Origin of the sequence: Pseudoduganella sp. R-32 (genome assembly GCF_049913245.1) — a bacterium.
Taxonomy (GTDB): domain Bacteria; phylum Pseudomonadota; class Gammaproteobacteria; order Burkholderiales; family Burkholderiaceae_D; genus Rugamonas.
In genome coordinates this window covers 3,844,879-3,864,179 of record NZ_CP183987.1, presented here as the reverse complement: position 1 = coordinate 3,864,179, position 19,301 = coordinate 3,844,879, and the positions used below count along the sequence as shown (strand labels likewise).

Sequence of the window (19,301 nt, the reverse complement as noted above, 5' to 3'; positions counted from 1 at the left end):
GTGGAGCTGATCGTGGATGCCCAGAATGCCTTGGGCGAATGCATTGTCTGGTGCGAGCGTACGCAATCCCTGCTGTGGACCGATATCCTGGGGCGCCGCCTGTGGCGGCACCGGCCCGCGACCGGGGTGACGCAGCAGTGGGAGATGCCGGAGCGCCTGGCGTCGTTTGCGCTGGCGGCGTCGGAAGGCCGTTTGTTGCTCGGCCTGGAAAGCCGGCTGGCCTGGTTCGACTTTGCCGCTGGCGAGGTGATGACGATCGTGGAAGTGGAGAGCGACGTCCCCGGCACGCGGCTCAACGACGGCCGTTGCGATCGCCAGGGCCGTTTCGTGTTCGGCACCATGAACGAAGCGATCGGCAGGGCGCCGATCGGGCGCTTCTACCGCCTCGGCCACAATCTGCAGCTGGAAACGCTGCCGCTGGCGCCGGTTGCGATTGCCAACAGCATCTGCTTCAGCCCGGATGGCGCCACCATGTATTTCTGCGACTCCCTGAGCGGCATAATCCGCTGCTGCGATTATGGCGATCAAGTGGCGGGCGAACGCATCTTCGCCCATTTGCCGCCCGGCTGCGGCGAGCCCGATGGCTCTGCGATCGATGCCGACGGCTTCCTCTGGAATGCCGAATGGGGCGCCGGCCGGATCGTGCGCTACCGTCCCGATGGCAGCATCGAGCGCGCGGTGGCGGTGCCGGTCAGCCAGCCGACCTGCCCCTGCTTTGGCGGCCCCGGGCTGGACCAGCTGTTCGTGACCAGTGCCCTGGTGGATTTGCTGGAAAGCGAACGCTATGCCGGCGGCGTGTTTGGCATGCCGGTGACCGACGCGGTCGGCCTGCCGGAAATGCGCTTCGGCGCTAGAATGGGGGATGACTCAGCAATTTGAACACTTCAAGCCGGTTGCCCTGAACCAAGCCAGCCGCCTGCTCAACCACGGCCCGACCGTACTCGTCACCAGCGCCCATGAGGGCCGGCGCAACATCATGGCCGCTGCCTGGTCGATGCCGGTCGAATTTACGCCGCCCCGCATTGCCGTCGTGATCGACAAGCTTACCTTCAGCCGCGAGCTGATCGCCGCCAGCGGCGTGTTCGCGGTCTGCATCCCCGGCGCCGCGGCAGCCGACCTGGCATACGCCGTTGGCACGTCGAGCGGCCGCGAAGGCGACAAGTTCGCCCGCTTCAGGCTCGACTCCCGGCCTGGCACGGCCACCGGCGCGCCGCTGCTCGCCACCGGCTGCGTGGCCTGGCTGGAGTGCCGCCTGATCCCCGAGCGCCATGCCGAAGACGCGTACGACACCTGCTTCGCACAAGTGGTGGCGGCCGCTGCCGATGAAAGAGTCTTTTCCGACGGGCACTGGTCGTTCCGTGACGACAATGCCGATCTGCACACCCTGCACCATCTTGGTGCCGGACATTTTGCGCGTGCGAGTGCGATGATAAAAGCGAAACCGCTCCCTTGATTTCTTGTTGAGCCGCCCAATCTTCGCACTCCTGTTACTGATAGAATCGAAGATGCCCGCAAGGCATCGTTCAAGGAGATTGTGATGAGCCGCAAGACACCTATCGAGCGTTACCGCAACATCGGCATCAGTGCCCATATCGACGCTGGCAAGACCACGACGACGGAGCGCATCCTGTTTTACACCGGGGTCAACCACAAGCTGGGTGAGGTGCACAACGGCGCCGCGACCATGGACTGGATGGAGCAGGAGCAGGAACGCGGCATCACCATCACCTCGGCAGCGACCACCGCCTTCTGGAAAGGCATGGGCGGGAACTTCCCCGAGCACCGCATCAATATCATCGACACGCCGGGCCACGTCGACTTCACGATCGAAGTCGAACGCTCGATGCGCGTGCTCGATGGCGCGGTCATGGTATATGACTCGGTCGGCGGCGTGCAGCCGCAATCGGAAACCGTCTGGCGCCAGGCCAACAAGTACAAGGTGCCGCGCCTTGCCTTCGTCAACAAGATGGACCGCGTCGGCGCGGACTTCTTCCGCGTGCAGCGGCAGATCAAGGACCGCCTGAAAGGCACTGCCGTGCCGATCCAGATCCCGATCGGCGCCGAGGAGAATTTCCACGGCGTGGTCGACCTGGTCAAGATGCGCGCCATCATGTGGGACGACGAGACGCTGGGCGTCAAGTTCACCTACGAGGACATTCCCGCGAACCTGAAAGAGCTGGCGCAGCAGTGGCACGACCATATGATCGAAGCCGCCGCCGAGGCGACGCCCGAGCTGACGGAGAAATACCTGAATGGCGAGACCCTGAGCGAAGACGAGATCAAGGCGGCGCTGCGCGAACGAACGATCCGCAACGAGATCGTGCCGATGCTGGCCGGCAGCGCATTCAAGAACCGCGGCGTGCAGGCGATGCTGGATGCGGTGATCGAGTACCTGCCGTCGCCGGTCGACGTGCCGGCCATCGCGGGTCACGACGAAGACGACAACGAGATCGAACGCCATCCATCGGACGACGAGCCGTTCTCCGCGCTCGCCTTCAAGATCATGACCGACCCGTTCGTCGGCCAGCTGACCTTCTTCCGCGTCTATTCGGGGATCGTGAATTCGGGCGATACCGTGTACAACCCGACCAAGGGGCAGAAAGAGCGCCTGGGGCGCATCCTGCAGATGCACGCCAACGAACGCAAGGAGATCAAGGAAGTGTTCGCGGGCGACATCGCCGCTGCCGTGGGCTTGAAGAACGTGACCACCGGGGACACGCTGAGCAATCCGGACAAGGTGATCATCCTGGAAAAAATGGTCTTCCCCGAGCCCGTGATTTCACAGGCGGTGGAGCCGAAGACCAAGGCCGACCAGGAAAAGATGGCGATCGCCCTGAACCGCCTGGCGCAGGAAGACCCGTCGTTCCGCGTGCATACCGACGAGGAATCGGGCCAGACCATCATGTCCGGCATGGGCGAGCTGCACCTGGAAATCCTGGTGGACCGCATGCGCCGCGAATTCAGCGTCGAAACCACGGTAGGCAAGCCGCAGGTGGCCTATCGCGAAACCGTGACCAAGGCGGTCAGCGATATCGAGGGCAAGTTCATCAAGCAATCAGGCGGCAAGGGCCAGTATGGCCACGTGGTGCTGAAGCTGGAACCGATGGAAGCGGGCAAGGGGTTCGAGTTCGTGGACGCCATCAAGGGTGGCGTGGTGCCGCGCGAGTTCATTCCGGCGGTGGAGAAGGGCATCCGCGAGACGCTCAATACCGGCGTGCTGGCTGGCTATCCGGTGGTCGACGTGCGCGCCACGCTGACTTTCGGCTCCTACCACGACGTGGACTCGAACGAGAACGCCTTCCGCATGGCCGGTTCGATGGCCTTCAAGGAAGGCATGCGCAAGGCTGACGCGCAGCTGCTGGAGCCCATGATGCACGTCGAGGTGGAGACGCCCGAGGAATTCATGGGCAATGTGATGGGCGACCTGACCACGCGGCGCGGCATGGTGCAGGGCATGGACGAAATCCCCGGTGGCGGCGGCAAGCAGATTCGCGCGCTGGTGCCGCTGGCGGAGATGTTCGGCTATTCCACTTCGCTGCGTTCGCTGACGCAGGGACGGGCGACCTATACCATGGAGTTCCAGCACTACGCGGCGGTGCCCAAGCACATCCTCGACCAGGTGGCGACGGCGCGCGCCGCATCGAAGCACTAGGCCGGTTCGAGCAAGGCCGCGAATTCGTCGGCCGGGACAGGGTGGCCGTACAGGTATCCCTGTCCCTGTTCGCAACGCAGCAGTTTGAGCAGCTTGGCTTCTTCTTCGGTCTCGATCCCCTCGGCCACGACCTTGAGGTCAAGGTTGTGCGCCAGCGACACCACCGTGCTGACCAGGCCCATATAGCCCGCATCGAGCGACATGCGGGTGACGAAGGAACGGTCGATCTTCATCACGTCCACCGGCAGGCTGACCAGATAGGACAGCGAGGAATAGCCGGTGCCGAAATCGTCGATGGCCACCGGCACATCCAGCGCGCGCACCTTATTGAGGATTTCGACCACGCGGTCATGGTCCGAGACCAGGGAGCTTTCGGTAATCTCGATCGACAACGGCTGCTTGTCGGCGCCGGCCGTGTGCAGGGCATGTTCGATGTCGCTGAACAGGGAATCGCAGCGGAACTGGGCCGGCGCCACGTTGACGGCAATTTGCGGCGGCTGCAGCCCGGCATCGTGCCAGGCCCGCCAGTCCTGCATGGCGCGCTGCATGACCTGGCGGCCAACGGCGATCACCAGGCCGGTGCGCTCCAGCTCCGGCACGAATTCCGACGGCGGCACCAGGCCGCGCAGGGGATGGCGCCAGCGCACCAGCGCTTCGGCGCCGGTCAGCTTGCCGGTGCGCAGGTCGATTTTCGGCTGGTAGAAATTGACGAACTCCTGGCGTTCCAACGCGTCGCGCAATTCCACTTCAAGGCTGATCTGGCGCGCCACCACGCGGTCGGCGGCGCGGTCATACTGTCCGAAACGCAGGTCGAGGTCGCGTGCCGCGGCCAGCGCGTCCCAGGCCTTGACCAGCAACTCGTCGGCCGTGGTGCCATCGTCGGGCAGGGCGGCGGCCCCGGCGTTGATGGTGCACCAGATCTTGTGCTCCTTGACCTGGTAGGCGCCTTGCAGCATCGGCACCGCCGTCTCGTGGATGAATTCCGCGGCAGTCTGGGTACCGTGCGCGGGCAGGAAGACTGCAAAGCGGCCGACGCCGACGTGGGCCAGCAGCATGCTTTCCGCGACCACCGAGCGCAGGCGCTGGGCGATATGGCGCATCAGGCCGACGGCGGCGGCATTGCCGTAGGCGGAACTGATTTCATCGAAACGGTTGATGTTGACCAGCAGGACCGTGCCGCGCGCGTCGGAAGCGGCCAAGGCGGCAATCTCTTCCTCGAACTGCAGCCGGCTTGGCAGCCCGGACAGCACATTGGTGCGCGCCAGCCGGTGCATTTCCTGGGCATTGACCAGGCGCTCGATCCCGTAGCTCAGCTCGTTGCTCAACTCACCGGCACGCTCGCGATAGAAGGCGTCGAAATGCTGTTCGCGGCGCGAATAGAAAGTCGCCGCGCCCCAGGGCTGGTTGTTGACGAACAGCGGCACCGCCATGCAGGACGCGATTTCGTGGCCCTTGCGCGAACCCGACTGGACGCGGCCGGTGGCCAGCACATGGGCCGCCAGTTCCGCCGCCAGCCAGTCCGGCGGCGTTTCGCCAGCGCTCCAGTGGCGCTCCTGGCCTTCGCGGCTGGCCGAGGCAAACAGGTAGAGCGTGCCATCGTCGGCGCGGCGGCTGATGGCGGCGCAATCAAGGCTGGGCTGGTGCGCTGCCAGGCGGCAGGCATCAAGGCACAGCTGCTCCAGCGTGCGCGAGCGGGGGATCAGGGCGCTCATGCGCGACAGCAGCACATAAAAATTGTCATGGCGGATCAGGGCGCGTTCTTTTTCCACCTCGGTGGTGACGTCGATCGCGGAGCCGCCGGTAAAGGATTCGCCATTCACGTGAATGGGGAATTTATGCACCAGCCAATGGCGCTTGCCTTCGTCGGTTGTCTCCATGGTCTTGGTGACGTCCGGATTCTCAGGCGCGCCGTCCTGCTGCTCGAGGCCGCTTCCCATCACGTAATTGCCGGCCGCATCCCTGATCCAGAGCGGGGCCGGTGCGTGCTCGGCGAACCCGGCCAGGAAACCCCTGGCCCGGGCCAGCCCCTGGCGCAGGCTTTGCTGGGTGCGCAGGCAATGGGCGATATCGGCCAGCGCGGCATGCTGTTCGGGAGAATGCTTATCCGGCAAATGGCTGAACAAGAGCTGCTCATCCTCCAGTGCCTCGGCCGGCACCGGTTTTCCACACACAAATCCAGCCAGCCGCTGTAATTCCTCCAGCGAGCTGGACTGCAAGTGTTCAATGGATGTGCGCTTGTTCATTTGAATCACATCAGTTTGAACTTGAGCTGCACGGAGAGAGCGCCATGCAAACGTTCCTTGTATGTAGGTACGATAGCAAAGTTAACGCCAACGCGTTGGTATTCCACGCTGATCACTGGAATTGCCGCGAGGAACCATCCGCCATCGCGCATTTTTGGATAGCCATCGAAGCCGCCGATCACGGCGCCGAGTCGCACCGGGCCGATTGCCCAGGGCTGGTAATACACGCCGGCGTAATTCGACATCTGGCGGTCGCTGTTGTGAAAGCGCCCTGCAGTCACTGAGGCAACAGTGGAAAAGCGGTATTCCGCCCCGAAGCCGGGATTGGTATCGTCGAAGCCTTTATCGCGCTGGAAGTGATAGGAGTAGAAGCCCGGATTTACCCAAAGTTCGGATAACGGCTGGTTTTCAATCACGCTAAAGGTGTCGGCAAGCGCCGGCATCGACAGGGCAGCAAAGGTAGCCCCAATGAAAAGCTTTTTCATTTATTTCCAAAAATTTAATGACTGCCGGCCAATTATAGCGTTTGTGTCATTTCCTTAGATTTCAATTGCGGGCCTTGGCATGAACAAATTGCAAAATCGTTGTAATTAAGTCATCCCCATCGACTGGCTTGGCAACGAAGCCGTTCATGCCGGCGGCATCGCATTCGGCGCGTTCGCCGAGGGTGACGCCGGCGCTCATGGCAAGTACGGGCACGTCCAGGCCCAGTTCCTTGCGGATTGCCTGGGTGGCGCTGAAGCCGTCCATCACCGGCATTTGCACGTCCATCAGGACCAGGTCCACCGGCGGCTCGCCATGGCGCAGGAAATCGACAGCCTGCGCCCCGTTCTCGGCGATATGGACGTTGGCGCCGACCGCTTCCAGCATGCTGCGCGCGACCAGCTGGTTCAGCGCATTGTCCTCGGCCAGCAGGATGGATTGTCCTGTGAGCACCTTGCTGCCGCTGCTGAAGGCGCCCTGTTGGGCGCCTCCCTTGTCGGCCTGGGTGCTCAGGGCGTAGAACAGGGCGGAACGCGTCAGGGGGCGCAACAGCTCGGAGTCGGGCCGCGGGCCGCCCGTTGTATCCTGCGCGCCGCTGCGCACGCAGATACGTTGCGGCACATCGCTTGCACGCGCGGTACCGGCGAAGCTGCTGTCATAGATCAGCAAATCGTAATTGGCGCGCGCCAGGGCGGCGCCGATCCCGGCCGCGGAATCAACCGTGTCGCAGCGCCAGCCCCAGCGCGCAGCCAACTGCACCACGTCGTCGTGCAAGTGCGGCCCGGGGTCGGCGTACAGCACGCGCCAGTTGCGCTTCGCCCCGGTCAAAGCGTACGGGTCGGGCAGGTCGCCCTCGCGCAGCGGCATCAGGAAGGTGAAAGTGGTGCCGCGGCCCGGCGTGCTCGCTACTTCGATCGTGCCGCCCATCATCTGCACCAGGCGCTGGGAAATCGCGAGCCCCAGTCCGGTCCCCCCATAGCGCCGCGCCATTGAAGCGTCGGCCTGGCTGAACGGTGTGAACAGGCGTTGCAATTGCTCGGGGCTGATGCCGATGCCGGTATCGCTGACTTCCCAGCGCAGCATGCCGGGGTCGGCCGAATCGCGGCTGGCATGCACGGTGACGCTGCCGCTGTCGGTGAACTTGAGGGCATTGCTGACCAGGTTGAGCAGCACTTGCTGGATGCGCTGCACATCGCCGTGCAGCGAGACAGGCACGTCCGCATCCACGCACAGGGACAATGCCAGGCCCTTGTCGGCGCTGGTCATGGCCATCACGGCGGCCAGTGCGCACAGCACGTCCTCGACCAGGAAATCGTCGTCGACCAGTTCCAGCTTGTTGGCCTCGATCTTGGAGAAATCGAGCACATCGTTGAGCAAGGCAAGCAGGGAGCGGCCGGCACCGGAGACCATGTCGAGATATTGGCGCTGCTCGGCATTGAGCGGCGTCCGGGCCAGGATCTGGCTGACGCCCAGCACTGCATTCATCGGCGTGCGCAATTCGTGGCTGACGTTGGCGACAAAGGCGCTCTTGGCGGCGCTGGCCGATTCGGCCTGGGTCTTGGCGTCGTTCAGTTCCTTCTCGGCGGCCTTTTCGGCCGTGACGTCGCGCATGATCATGGCGTAGCCGATGCAGAGCCCATGGTCGTCGCGCACGGGGAACAGCTGTTTCAGGCCGAGGAAGGTGCTGCCGTCGCGCCGGCGGCGCAGCGAGGTCGCTTCATACTGGCCGTGTTCCAGGGCCAGGGTCATGCTGGTGATCGCATGGCTTTCGGTCGACAGGACCTTCAGGGGCTGGCCGACGATCTCTGCCGCCTTGTAGCCGAACAGCTTTTCGGCGCCATCATTCCAGGTGGTGATGGTGCCGGTCGGGTCGAGCAGCACGATGGCGTGGTTGCGGATGTGGGAAGTGAGCAGCTTGAAGCGCGCTTCCGATTCTTCCAGGCTGGCAGTCTGTTGCTCGAGCTGCTTTGCCGACTGGTCCTTGGCGCGCAGGGCAGCAATACGTTCATGCACCAGGTTGCGGCTGGCGCCGAAGAAGAGCAGGCTGATCAACGTGCCCATCACCAGCACCATGAAGGATTTGCCCTGGTCGACCGCGGCGTCGAACAGGGCGGTCGGGCGCACATTCAATGCCCAGGTCTGGCCGTTGTCGCCGACCGGCACGGACTGCAGGCTGGAAAGGCGGGTGAAGCTCTGTCCCCCGCTGCTGCCAGTGCTCGTGTACATCAGTTGCCCCTTGGTGTCCTGGAAGTAGACGTCGAGGCGCACCTCACGCAGGTCGCTGCCAAAGATGCCTTGCATGAGGTCGCCCATGCGGAAGGGACTGTAGACAAAGCCCTGCAATTCGCGATGTCCCGCGCTGTCTTTTCTATAAACCGGATTGAACATCAGGAAGCCGACCTGCTTGGGGCCTTTGATCTCCTGCACCAGCGTGATGGGGCCGCTGGCAGTCATTTTGCCCGTTTGCATGGCCGCAACCATGGCGTCCCTGCGCGTCGGTTCGGACATCATGTCGTAGCCGATCGCGAACTTGTTGCGTTCCGATTGCGGCTCCAGGTAGACGATTGCTGCATGCAGGTCGCGGTCGCCTTCCGGCCAGACCTTGATTTCCTTGTTCAGCGCGGCGACGGCGCCAGCTGGCGCAAAACGCGCATACCCCATGCCGAGCACGCCCGGATACTGCTTTGGCAGCTCCAGTCCGGTCACGAACTGCTGCCATTCTTCGCGCTCGACGCTATAGGAGGCATCGAACAGCGCCGTGCCGGCACGCAGCAGGGATTCGTAGCCCTCCATGCGCAGGCGTATGGTTTCGCGCACATTGTCCGCGGCACGCTGGAACCGCTCGCTGGTGCGGGATTCGGTGTCGTAGGTGATCCAGCCCCAGGCGCTTACGGTCAGCGTCATGCAGGCCAACAGGATCAGGATCGGGGTCCAGACGTAGCTTTCCGCGAGCCCGGGTTCCTCCTCCGTGGCCAGGACCCAGGCCAGTATGCTGCTGATCGCGAGGTAGGTCGAGAGCGAGAGCAGCGAATGGTGCAGGACGCCGGAAACAAAGGGCCCGTGGTCCATGACCGTGGCCGGTATCGCGATGCCGGAAATGATGGCGAGCGCGATGCGCACCATGGAACGCCAGCGCTTCACTGCCGCCAGGGCCAGGAAGAACAGCAGGCAGTAAGGCAGGAACTGGGCTGCAGCGAGATGCGAATCGCTCAGGAAGACAGCCAGCGTGGCAATCGCCAGCGCAGCGAGGAAGGCCCATTGGCCTGGCGACCATTGCGGCCAGGCTGGATGGGTGGGAATGGCCATCGCCAGCGGCGCCAGCAGCAACATTCCGAGGAAGTCGCCGGTCCACCAGGTGGCAGCGACTTGCCAGGTCAGTGCCGGCGGGATGATGCCGGACAGTTCGAGCGAGACCACGCCAACTGCCGCCGATGCAAGGGCGGCGACAGCAGCCACTGCGCCGAACTTGTATACCTCACGCTGGTTATTCAGAGCCATGCCGGCGATGCCAAGCCTCTGTGACAGCCAGTTGGCCACCAGTGCCTCTGAGGTATTGCCGATGGCAATCGTCAGCGAGACTGTCAGCAGCACCGGCAAGGAGGCGACGTTGTTGTTATGGAAGACAGCCAGGTTGGCGAAGAAGGCACCGGCGAGGATCGCAGGCCACAACTGCCGTCCAAAGCGCAACAGCAGCACCAGTGCGAAGCCCGATGGCGGCCAGATCGGGCTGGCATTGCTTTGCGCCAGTGCGAGCATCAGGCCAAGCCGCGCCAGCAGGTAATACGCTCCAGTAGCGAGCAGCAGGACTGTCAGCGTACGCAGGCGAAGTGGCATGGTGCGGAGAGCGGGTCAGTGGTGATGCCTTTATATCATGGAAGATGTACAAGGCTGAAATGAAGTTGTCACATTTGCCCCGTAGCATGTCAACATGCAATTGACTCCAGAAAATCGAATCCGCTTGCGCGGCACGGTATTTGGCAAGACCGAGGCGGGCCGGGTGGAATTTGTCCAGCGTAGCGCCGGGCTCTCGGCACGCCAGCGCTCCGTGCTGATCCTGATCGACGGCCAAAAGGCCTTCGGTGAAATCGAGACCTGGCTGGGTGAAGACGAAATGCTGGAGGCGGTGGAAGCCTTGCTGCGCAAGGGACTGGTGGGGATCAGTTCGGCGCCAGCGCCGGTGCCGGCGGCAAGCCATCCTGCCGCCATCGGTACGGCAGCGCTGGCGGCGGCACGCGAATTCATGGTGGCCGCAGCGCGCAAGCACCTCGGCCTGATGGCGGCCGACCTGGTGCGCCGCATCGAACATGCAAAAGACGAAAGCCAGCTGGCCGGCGTCATCGGCCTGTGGCATGTCTCATTGAGGGAATCGAAGACTGGCAAGCCCTGCGCCGAGGGCTTGCTGGCAGAAGCGCGCGCCTTGCTGGCTTAGTTCGGCCGCTTGCGGTGGAACACCAGCGGGCTGTATGGCACCGCCGATGGAGGAGGGGAGTTCAGGATGCCCGGCTTCATGGCGCCTACCACGTGCATCTCGCACGGCTTGCAATCGAAGCGCAGCGTATAGGTGTGGTCGCCGCTGACGAGCGTCATCGGTTCCGCCTTGACCTGGCCCTGCACCCCTTGCACGCCCTTGGCCTGTTTCGGGCACAGGTTGAACGAAAAGCGCAGGCAATGCTTGGTGATCATGAGCGGCACTTCGCCCGCTTCCTCGTGCGCCTCGTAGGCCGCATCGATCAGCGCAACGCCATGCTTGTGATAGAACTCGCGCGCCTTTTCGTTATAGACGTTGGCGAGGTAGCTCAGTTGCGTATCCGGATAGACAGCGCGCGGTTCGGCGGGCGCCTTGCGCTGTGGACGCTGCCAGGCCGCCAGCCGGGCCGCTTCATGCGCGGCCACCGCATCGCGGCGCAGGGCGTTGATTGCCGATGAAGGCACGAACCAGGGCTGCGACAGTTTCAGCTCCACGTGGTCGGCCACGAACATGGTGTTGCCCAGCTTCGCCAAGCTGGCGCGCAAGCCGCTTTCTGCCTGCTCGGCATTCTGTGCCGGCTGCAGCGCCATCGGCGCATCTGTGACGCTGACGATGCCGTCTTCATCGATGATCGAGAGGCGCAGCCCGCCCTCAGTCTCGGCCAGGGTCAGTTGCAGGCCCACGTGGCGGTCGGAAGACTTCTTGTGCAGCGCCGCTTCCCACTGGTGGTCGCGGTTGCGGTGGATCACGGTGCCGACTTTCAAGCCCGGCAGGGCCGCCATTTGCTCATTCGGGAACACGCGCCAGCGCTGGCCGTCTTCGCTATCGCCCAGCTTTTCGGCCTTGTTGGCCTGGATGCCGACCGTGGTGCGCTTGTTCATGTAATTCAAGCCGTCGCCGTTGGCCATCGGCGCATTGGTGATGACGTCGATATGGTCGCCGCCCATGCGCACCACGGTGCCCAGTTCCACGCCGACGTATTTCGGCGAATCGAAGGCGCCGATATCGTCCTGGCGGCCATTGGCGAAGTAGTCGGTGTGGCCGCGGTGGAAAGTCTTGTCGACGTCGGGCGTGAACAGCACGCGGGTGCGGCCACTGGCGGCTCGGGCGAACTCGGGACGGCGCTCCAGCAGTTCATCGAGCAACAGGCGGTAGTGGGCGGTGATGTTCTTCACATAGCCCATGTCCTTGTAGCGGCCTTCGATCTTGAAGGAGCGGATGCCGGCATCGACCAGCGCTTCCAGGTTGGCGCTCTGGTCGTTGTCCTTCATCGACAGCAGGTGCTTTTCAAAGGCGACGACGCGGCCCTGGTTGTCGGACAGCGTGTATGGCAGGCGGCAAGCCTGCGAGCAATCGCCGCGATTGGCGCTGCGGCCGGTGTCTGCATGCGAGATATAGCACTGGCCGGAGAAGGCCACGCACAGCGCGCCGTGTACGAAGTATTCAAGCGGAGTATCGACCTGGGCGCGAATCTGCTTGATCTTCTCGAGCGTCAGTTCGCGCGCCAGCACCAGCTGCGAGAAGCCTACGTCACCCAGGAATTTGGCTTTTTCCACCGTGCGGATGTCGCACTGGGTGGAAGCGTGGAGCTGGATCGGCGGCAGGTCCAGTTCGAGCAGGCCCATATCCTGGATGATCAGCGCATCGACGCCGGCCTCGTACAGTTGCCAGATCTGTTTGCGTGCCAGGTCAAGCTCCGAATCGTGCATGATGGTGTTCATGGTCACGAAGATGCGCGAGCGGTAGCGGTGGGCGAATTCCACCAGCGAGGAAATATCCTCGATCGGATTGCTGGCGTTGTGGCGAGCGCCAAAGGCGGGACCGCCGATATAGACGGCATCGGCGCCGTGCAGGATGGCTTCGCGGCCAATTTCCGCGGTCTTGGCTGGCGCCAGCAGTTCGAGCTCGTGATCAAGCAATGACATTCTAAGATAACCCTACAGTTGCAAGGGTGGATATTATACCGGCTCGCTGAAGGCGCGATCGCCCAGTTTTTCCTTCATGTAGTCGACAAACGACGCGATCCGCGCCGACAGCGCCGTATTGCGGTAGTAGACGGCATTGATCGGTTGCCGAACCTCCAACGTTTCTTCGACCAGGACTTGGACCAGGCGGCCGGCCTTGCGGTCGGCATTGCTCAGGAAGTCCGACAGGCAGACAAGGCCGGCGCCGTGCAGCGCCAGGTGCAGCAGGGTTTCGCCGCTTGAGGTGTAGATATCCGGCGTGATGTGCACGGGCTGGCCGTCGGCGTCCTCCAATGGCCAGTCGTTGAGGGTCTCCGGCTGGTTGAAGCCCAGGATCGTGTGGTTGGCCAGGTCTGCCACGTTGGCCGGCCGGCCGTGCTTTTCCAGGTAGGCGGGACTGGCGAGGATGCGCAGGCGGCCGGTGCCGATCGGCGTCGCGTGCAGGGTCGAATCGCGCAGGCGGCCAATGCGAAAGGCGACGTCGGTACGCTTTTCCATCAGGTCGGTGATCCCTTCATTGCTGTTCAGCTCAAGCTCCACGCGCGGGAAACGTTCGCGGTAGCCGTTCACCAGCGGCACGATGACGTGCAACATGAAGGGCGTCGACGCATCGATGCGCAGCCTCCCGGCTGGGCCCTGGCGGCGCAGCGACATCTTCTCTTCGGTTTCCTCCACCTTGGCAACAATGGTGCGGGCGCATTCGAGGAAAGCCTTGCCTTCCTCGGTCAGCTCGAGGCGGCGCGTGGTGCGGCGGACCAGCGTGGTTTCGAGTTTCTCTTCGAGGCGGGTCAGGGTGCGGCTGGCTGCGGAAACCGTCAGTCCCAGGCGTTCAGCGGCGGCGCTGATCGATCCTGTGGCCACAATGGCAATAAAGGCCTGCATTTCGTCAAGGGTAGTCTTCATATCTTTGATTATTACTCAAATGTCTTTCGCGGAAAACCCGCCTTTTCCGCAAAAGTCTTGAAGCTAGAGTGGCAGCCGAAGTCGGCCAGGCTGTCGCCGAATCCGGCGTCGCCCGCAAGGAGCTGTTCCTGACCACCAAGGTCTGGAACGACAACTTTGCCGCCGACCGGCTGGTCGCCAGCCTGGAAGAAAGCCTGGCCAAGCTGCGCACAGATTACGTCGACCTGGCGCTGATCCACTGGCCGCTGAGCAAGGTGCCGGTCGAACAATACATCAACCAAGCGCGAAAACCTGGCCAGCAACCTCCAGGACACCGCCTTCAACTGAGCGCGCAGGACATGGCCGACATCGCAGCGCTGGAACGCAACGGCCGCATGGTCAACCCGGAAGGCCTGGCGCCGGCCTGGGACTAACGCCCCGGGCCGGCACGGCTGTCGTACTTACAGCGATTTCAGGAAGGCCAGCAAGGCTTCACGGTCCGCCGGGGACAGGGCGGCGAAGCGCTGGCGGGAGGCCTCACCCTCGCCGCCGTGCCACATGATGGCCTCGGTCAGGTTACGCGCACGGCCATCGTGCAGGTAGCCGGCCTTGCCGCCATTGCCCATCACCTTGTCGGTATAGCCGATACCCCACAGCGGCGCGGTACGCCACATGCCGCCCCTGGCCTGGCCTTCGACAAAATTGTCGGCCAGTCCGGCGCCCATGTCGTGCAGCAGCAGATCCGTATAGGGGCGGATCACCTGGTTGCGCAGCTCCGCCAGCAGATGTCCCGGGCCGGTGCGCATTTCCACCGTATGGCATGCCGAACAACGCATGGCCTGGAACAGGCGCGATCCGGCGCCTACTTGCTGCGCGTCGACGCGCAATTCTTCGAGCGGCGCCACGCCTTTCGGGAAGCCGCTTGGCAGGCTGCGCTGTGCAGGAACGGCGACCAGGGCCAGGTACTGCGAGATCAGCTGTAGTTCGGCCTCGCTCACGCCGTGCTGCGCGGTGGCAGTTTTACAACCGGCAGGGTCGCTGCCGCAACTGCGATTCGGGTAGACCGGCGATGTCACTGCCATGTCCTGCAACAGTGCCGCTGCGGCCTGGTGGCGCAGCGTTGCCTTGGCGGCTTTCCAGCCAAAGCGGCCCAGGCGCACCGCGCCGGTTTCGGGATCGAAGACGAAGTTGGCGATGCCTTTGACGCCATCCGCATCCGGGGCGCTGCGGACGCGGGCCAGGATATCGGCTTCGGGAACCGCTTCCAGCAAGCCGGTGCCGATCATCGGCTGCGCGGCGCGCAGTGACGCAATCTCCGGCGCCGGTCCTTCATAGGCGAGCAGGGGCTTGCGCAATTCCACTGCCGTGCCGTCGGCCAGCGTTACCGAGCGTGCCTCGAAGCCGGAAACTCGCACGCCGGTGCCCCAGTTCTGTGGAGCGCCGGTGCTGGAGAAGGCGTTCATCTGCACCGCGGTTCCGTACAGAGGGTGCGGCAACTGCTGGCCGTCCGCTCCCGTCACGGCGACCCGCACCGACATGGTGTCCAGCTTCTGGTTGACGGCAAATGGCGCCGGGCTGCGGCCATTGTTGACGTGGCATCCGATGCAGGCCGACTGGTTGAAGCGCGGGCCTTGCAGGCCCACGGCAGGTGTGTAGCGGTCGTTGCCGGCTTCATTATGGTCGCCCGTGGCGAAACTGGTGTGGATCAGGCGGCGGCCTTCGACAAAGCGCTGCATATTCTGCATGCCTGCATTGTTCTGCGGCTGCTGGAACATGAACAGGCCGTTGTCCGAATAGTTGTAGGACACCGAACCAAGGCCGCCCGACAGGGTCTCCGGCGGCAGCGGCACCGAATTGAGGCGCGGCTGCACGCCGTACCATGGGCGCAGGCCGGTGCCGACCACATAGATCCATTCCGCAGAATAGTAGCGGATGCCGCCGCTATCGCCCTTGCCGAGCATGGACTCGGTAGTGGAAAACATGGAGGGAGAAACTTCGATCGCATCGCCCAGCACCAGCGGCCGCGCCGGGATATTGCTGCCATTCGGGAAGCCGTCTGCATCGAGCCCGTTCATGCCGGGATACTGCTTGACCAGCAGCGTGCAGGCGCCATTGATGCCTCCCGGGGCCGAGAGCTGGCCGGCCGCAGGGTAGGGCGTCGGTTTGCATACCTTGACATTGTGATCGACCAGCTCCCCCGGCGCCATCCAGCCATAACCGGTGACGCCCGGGCGGTCGATGGCGCGGAAGAAGGCAATTCCGCCGGACAGGAAATCGACCGTCGTGTACTGGTTGACGACCAGGGTAGGCTTGGTGACGCCGGGAACGCGGCTGTTGTCGACGATTTCAACGCCCCAGGTGCGGTTCTTGAAGTATTGCGGCACGAAGGTGAGGTAGTTGCCGGGGCCTTTATCGACAGCCTGCCCGGTTGCCGGATCGACGGTCTCGTTCGGGCCGTAGCCGATTTCATTCCACTCCTCGCCGCGCTCGCGGCCGTGGCGTGCGAAGCCGCGTGCGCCGAAGCGGGTGACGAGGGTGCCGTCCGCCAGCGTGAATTGCAGCGTCTCCAGTGGAGATGGCGCCGCTGGCAACGGCACCATATCTTGCCCGCTGGCCGGGAAACGCAACGCCGACGTCGCGCCGGGCTGCAGGGTGTTGTCGCTGCCCGGCGACTTGAATTCCACCTCGAACAGCGAATAGCCGTACTGCGTTGCGCGGGCAATGCCCTGCATGCGGACATAGCGGGCATTGATGCCGAGGTTGAAGAATTCTTCCGTTCCGCCCCGGCCGTTGCTGACCAGGCGCAGTTGCGACCAGTTGCTGCCATCGTCTGAGACAAGCAGGGAATATTGCTTCGCATAGGCATTTTCCCAGGCCAGCTTCATATAGCCGATGGCAGTCCGGGCGCCGAAATCGAACTGGATCCAGGCGCCATCCTCCCTTGCGCTGGCCCAGCGCGTGCTGGCCAGCCCGTCGATCGCGGCGGAGGCCGACATGCCTGCGTTCTCCACCGCAGACGAAGTTGCGGTGAGCGGCTTCACCGCAACGCCAGGCGCAGCAGGATCGGCAGGCAGCGGTTCCGGTTGCGGTGTCGGGCTGGGGGAGGCCGGCGTGCCGGAGAACGCCTGGATCTCGACGATCGAGTAGCCGTATTGGGAGGAGCGCTTGATACCCTTCATGCGCAAATACCGGCCCTGGCCAGCGAGGCCGGACCAGTCCTCGGTGCCGCCCTGGCTGTTTTGCACGGACTTGATCGTGGTCCAGGTAGCGTTGTCATCGGATACCTGAAGCTGATATTCGCTTGCGTGGGCATTTTCCCAGGCAATCCTGACGCGGTTGATGGCGACCGGCTTGCCATAATCCAGCGTCAGGTACTGGTCGTCGGTAAAGCCGCTGCTCCAGCGCGTGCCGTCGCTATGGTCGATGGCCGCAGCGGCAGACAGGTCGCCGCGTTCAACCGCAGAAGCGGTGGCGCCTGCCGGCGTCAAGGCAATTTCCGTTGTTTGCACCGCGCTCTCGGCCTTGAGCACCGTTCCCGGTGCCGTACTGTCGCTTCCATTACCGCCGCCGCAAGCTGCCAGCAGCGTGGCGAGGGCAAGGGGCAAGCCGCGGGTGATCCTGTGTTTGGTGAACATGACGCCTCCGTAAGTGGAATCCTTTCCAATTGCTGGTAGGCAATATTGTCCATCTGGACACCAAAGTCAAGCGTGCGTTGCACTTGATAGTTATGAAGCCTGGGCTCATTGCCATCAGGCCGATAAAGATCAAGTATGATCGCGGCTGGATTGGCATGGGTGGAACCGAATGAAAGTGAATTTTGCCGTCACGGCGGCGTGTGTGCTTGGCCTTCTCTATTTTGGCAGGGAGGTGCTGCAGCCTGTGGTCACGGCGCTGGTGCTGAGCCTCGCGCTGGCTCCCTTGATCCGCACCATGGGCAGCCTCGGACTTTCCCGCGTCAATGCGACCTTCGGCGCGCTGGCGCTGGTGATCGTGCTGTTTGCCGGCGCTTTCGCGATCCTGGGCGCCAATGTCATGGCGCTGACCTCGGACCTGCCCCAATACACCGCCGAAATCCGTTCCAAGTCAAAGTCGCTGGAAGAACTGGCCCAGCATCCATTGGCACGCCTGGCGCCGCAACTGCTGGAAGAGCAGCCATCGGCAAGCGCACTTGAAACGGGCCCGCGGCCGGTGCCGGTGGAGATTCGTGAACACGCCAGCACCAGCGATTCCATCGCCAAGGCCATCGGCGTGGTTTCGGGACCCCTGGGCGAGGCTTTCCTCGTGCTGGTGCTGATGATTTTCATCCTGCTGGACCGGGAAAACCTGCGGGATCGCGTCCTGCGGCTGGTGGGCCAGCGCGAAGTCAGTCGCACCATCAAAGGCCTGGAAGACGCGGCCGAGGGCGTATCACGCTTCTTCTTCACCCAGTTGCTCCTGAACCTGACGTTTGGCGTGGTGATCTCGATCGCGCTCTGGCTGATCAGCATTCCGCACGCCGCACTGTGGGGCGCACTTTGTGCAGCGCTTCGTTTCGTGCCCTATATCGGCGCACTGATCGCAGGCGCCGCAATCGCCCTGTTTGCCGCCGCCGCCGAACCTGGCTGGACGCTCGCTGTTTACGCCATCGTGCTGTTCATCGTGCTCGAAGTATTCGTCGCCAACGTGATCGAGCCGCGCGTGTATGGCCATAGCGTTGGCATGTCGCCGCTGGCGGTGATCGTGTCGGCGCTGTTCTGGGGGGCTATCTGGGGTCCGTTGGGATTGCTGCTCTCCACGCCGCTCACGCTGTGCATCGTGGTCGGCGGCCGCTATATCAAGAGCCTGGAGCCGATCAGCATCATGTTCGCGGAATCGCCCAATACCAATGAAGCGCAGCGCTTCTACCACCGGGTGCTGAGCGGCGATGCCAACGCGATTATCGAAGACGCACGCACCTTCCTGCGCAAGTCGACCCTGGCTCGCTATTGCGACAGGGTGCTGCTGCCCGGCCTCGCCATGGCGGGGGCAGGGCTGCAAAGCGGCCAGGAAAGCCGTCTGCGCGCGACAGTCGCAATGGTGGCCGATACGCTGGACGCCGGCCACGCGCCAAGCCGCGCCCGCCGCCGCAACATCTCCATGCTCGACGAGAACGTTGGCGCCCATTTGCGCCATCAGCGCGAGGAAAGGTTGGGGCGCTGGCAAGGTTCGCTGGACGTGCCTGCGCGTTCGGTCATTGTCTGCACCTCCATGCCAGGCGTGCGCGAAGAGTTCCTGAGCGAGTTGCTGGTCCTGGTGTTCCGCGATGCGAAGCTGGACGCGCGCAGCTTTGTCCTTGATCCTGCAGGACCAGAGGACGACCCGGGAGCCGACAACCTGGTGTCCACGGTCTTCATTGCCTACCCGATCGAGAGTGCGCCGGCAGCGTGGATATCGGCCGTGACCGAGTTGCGGGCGGCCTTGCCCGACGTGCAACTGGTAACGATCCGCCCGCGCGACGATGCGGGCAACGAGCACGCAACCATCGCTTCGCACGTCGACCTGGTGCTGCAATCGTTCGAAGAGGCGCTGGCGTTCGTCACGCCCAGCAAGATCGGCTGACAGTCTTTGCGGTGCGCCTGAAAAGAGCCGAT

At 63.5% G+C, this 19,301-nt stretch carries 11 protein-coding genes and 1 pseudogene; 6 read left to right on the top strand and 6 right to left on the bottom strand.

Translation table 11 applies throughout. The annotated features are described in order from the left end of the window. The 3 genes from ACN9MU_RS17555 (at position 1) to fusA (ending at position 3,652) form a co-directional block, all read left to right on the top strand. On the top strand, positions 1-879 hold the full coding sequence (locus ACN9MU_RS17555) for an SMP-30/gluconolactonase/LRE family protein (protein ID WP_426318044.1): 879 nt from the start codon (positions 1-3) through the stop codon (positions 877-879). Then, the gene (locus ACN9MU_RS17550) at positions 863-1,453 is read left to right on the top strand and encodes a flavin reductase family protein (RefSeq protein WP_426161663.1); all 591 of its coding nucleotides are present in this window, start codon (positions 863-865) and stop codon (positions 1,451-1,453) included. Before ACN9MU_RS17555 ends, ACN9MU_RS17550 begins: the two co-directional genes overlap by 17 nt. Before the next feature lie 84 nt (positions 1,454-1,537). Further along, on the top strand, positions 1,538-3,652 hold the full coding sequence (gene fusA / locus ACN9MU_RS17545) for an elongation factor G (protein WP_426343188.1): 2,115 nt from the start codon (positions 1,538-1,540) through the stop codon (positions 3,650-3,652). On the opposite strand, the gene ACN9MU_RS17540 is transcribed toward fusA, so the two are convergent. From ACN9MU_RS17540 to ACN9MU_RS17530, 3 genes are all read right to left on the bottom strand, one after another. Next, positions 3,649-5,895, bottom strand: a complete 2,247-nt coding sequence (locus ACN9MU_RS17540; RefSeq protein WP_426343187.1) for a putative bifunctional diguanylate cyclase/phosphodiesterase — start codon at positions 5,893-5,895, stop codon at positions 3,649-3,651. The genes fusA and ACN9MU_RS17540 overlap by 4 nt on opposite strands. Before the next feature lie 5 nt (positions 5,896-5,900). Further along, positions 5,901-6,380 (bottom strand): hypothetical protein, encoded by a 480-nt coding sequence (locus tag ACN9MU_RS17535; protein WP_426161660.1) that lies wholly within the window; start codon positions 6,378-6,380, stop codon positions 5,901-5,903. Positions 6,381-6,441: 61 nt separating this feature from the next. Beyond that, positions 6,442-10,212, bottom strand: a complete 3,771-nt coding sequence (locus tag ACN9MU_RS17530) for a CHASE domain-containing protein (RefSeq protein WP_426343186.1) — start codon at positions 10,210-10,212, stop codon at positions 6,442-6,444. A gap of 94 nt (positions 10,213-10,306) precedes the next feature. On the opposite strand from ACN9MU_RS17530, the gene ACN9MU_RS17525 reads away from it, so the two are divergent. After that, a complete protein-coding gene (locus tag ACN9MU_RS17525; RefSeq protein WP_426161658.1) occupies positions 10,307-10,807 on the top strand; it encodes a hypothetical protein in 501 nt (166 codons plus the stop codon). Here the strand turns inward: ACN9MU_RS17525 and ACN9MU_RS17520 are convergent. Beyond that, positions 10,804-12,771, bottom strand: a complete 1,968-nt coding sequence (locus ACN9MU_RS17520; protein WP_426318041.1) for a peptidase U32 family protein — start codon at positions 12,769-12,771, stop codon at positions 10,804-10,806. The genes ACN9MU_RS17525 and ACN9MU_RS17520 overlap by 4 nt on opposite strands. 33 nt (positions 12,772-12,804) lie before the next feature. Then, complete coding sequence (locus ACN9MU_RS17515; protein ID WP_426343185.1) at positions 12,805-13,713, bottom strand: LysR substrate-binding domain-containing protein; 909 nt, start codon at positions 13,711-13,713, stop codon at positions 12,805-12,807. A 74-nt stretch (positions 13,714-13,787) separates the two neighbouring features. Here ACN9MU_RS17515 and ACN9MU_RS17510 point away from each other — a divergent pair. After that, positions 13,788-13,988: pseudogene (locus ACN9MU_RS17510) on the top strand (aldo/keto reductase); the annotation flags it as partial. 165 nt (positions 13,989-14,153) lie between these two features. On the opposite strand, the gene ACN9MU_RS17505 reads toward ACN9MU_RS17510, so the two are convergent. After that, the gene (locus ACN9MU_RS17505) at positions 14,154-17,327 is read right to left on the bottom strand and encodes a di-heme oxidoredictase family protein (protein WP_426343184.1); all 3,174 of its coding nucleotides are present in this window, start codon (positions 17,325-17,327) and stop codon (positions 14,154-14,156) included. Between the two features lie 169 nt (positions 17,328-17,496). On the opposite strand from ACN9MU_RS17505, the gene ACN9MU_RS17500 reads away from it, so the two are divergent. After that, complete coding sequence (locus ACN9MU_RS17500; RefSeq protein WP_426343183.1) at positions 17,497-19,269, top strand: AI-2E family transporter; 1,773 nt, start codon at positions 17,497-17,499, stop codon at positions 19,267-19,269. The last annotated feature ends 32 nt before the right edge of the window (positions 19,270-19,301 follow it).

Coding starts and splice junctions, on each gene's coding strand:
- ACN9MU_RS17500 (WP_426343183.1), top strand. CDS start 17,497: ATGAAAGTGAATTTTGCCGTCACGGCGGCGTGTGTGCTTGGCCTTCTC.
- ACN9MU_RS17505 (WP_426343184.1), bottom strand. CDS start 17,327: ATGTTCACCAAACACAGGATCACCCGCGGCTTGCCCCTTGCCCTCGCC.
- ACN9MU_RS17520 (WP_426318041.1), bottom strand. CDS start 12,771: ATGTCATTGCTTGATCACGAGCTCGAACTGCTGGCGCCAGCCAAGACC.
- ACN9MU_RS17530 (WP_426343186.1), bottom strand. CDS start 10,212: ATGCCACTTCGCCTGCGTACGCTGACAGTCCTGCTGCTCGCTACTGGA.
- ACN9MU_RS17535 (WP_426161660.1), bottom strand. CDS start 6,380: ATGAAAAAGCTTTTCATTGGGGCTACCTTTGCTGCCCTGTCGATGCCG.
- ACN9MU_RS17525 (WP_426161658.1), top strand. CDS start 10,307: ATGCAATTGACTCCAGAAAATCGAATCCGCTTGCGCGGCACGGTATTT.
- ACN9MU_RS17540 (WP_426343187.1), bottom strand. CDS start 5,895: ATGAACAAGCGCACATCCATTGAACACTTGCAGTCCAGCTCGCTGGAG.
- fusA (WP_426343188.1), top strand. CDS start 1,538: ATGAGCCGCAAGACACCTATCGAGCGTTACCGCAACATCGGCATCAGT.
- ACN9MU_RS17550 (WP_426161663.1), top strand. CDS start 863: ATGACTCAGCAATTTGAACACTTCAAGCCGGTTGCCCTGAACCAAGCC.
- ACN9MU_RS17515 (WP_426343185.1), bottom strand. CDS start 13,713: ATGAAGACTACCCTTGACGAAATGCAGGCCTTTATTGCCATTGTGGCC.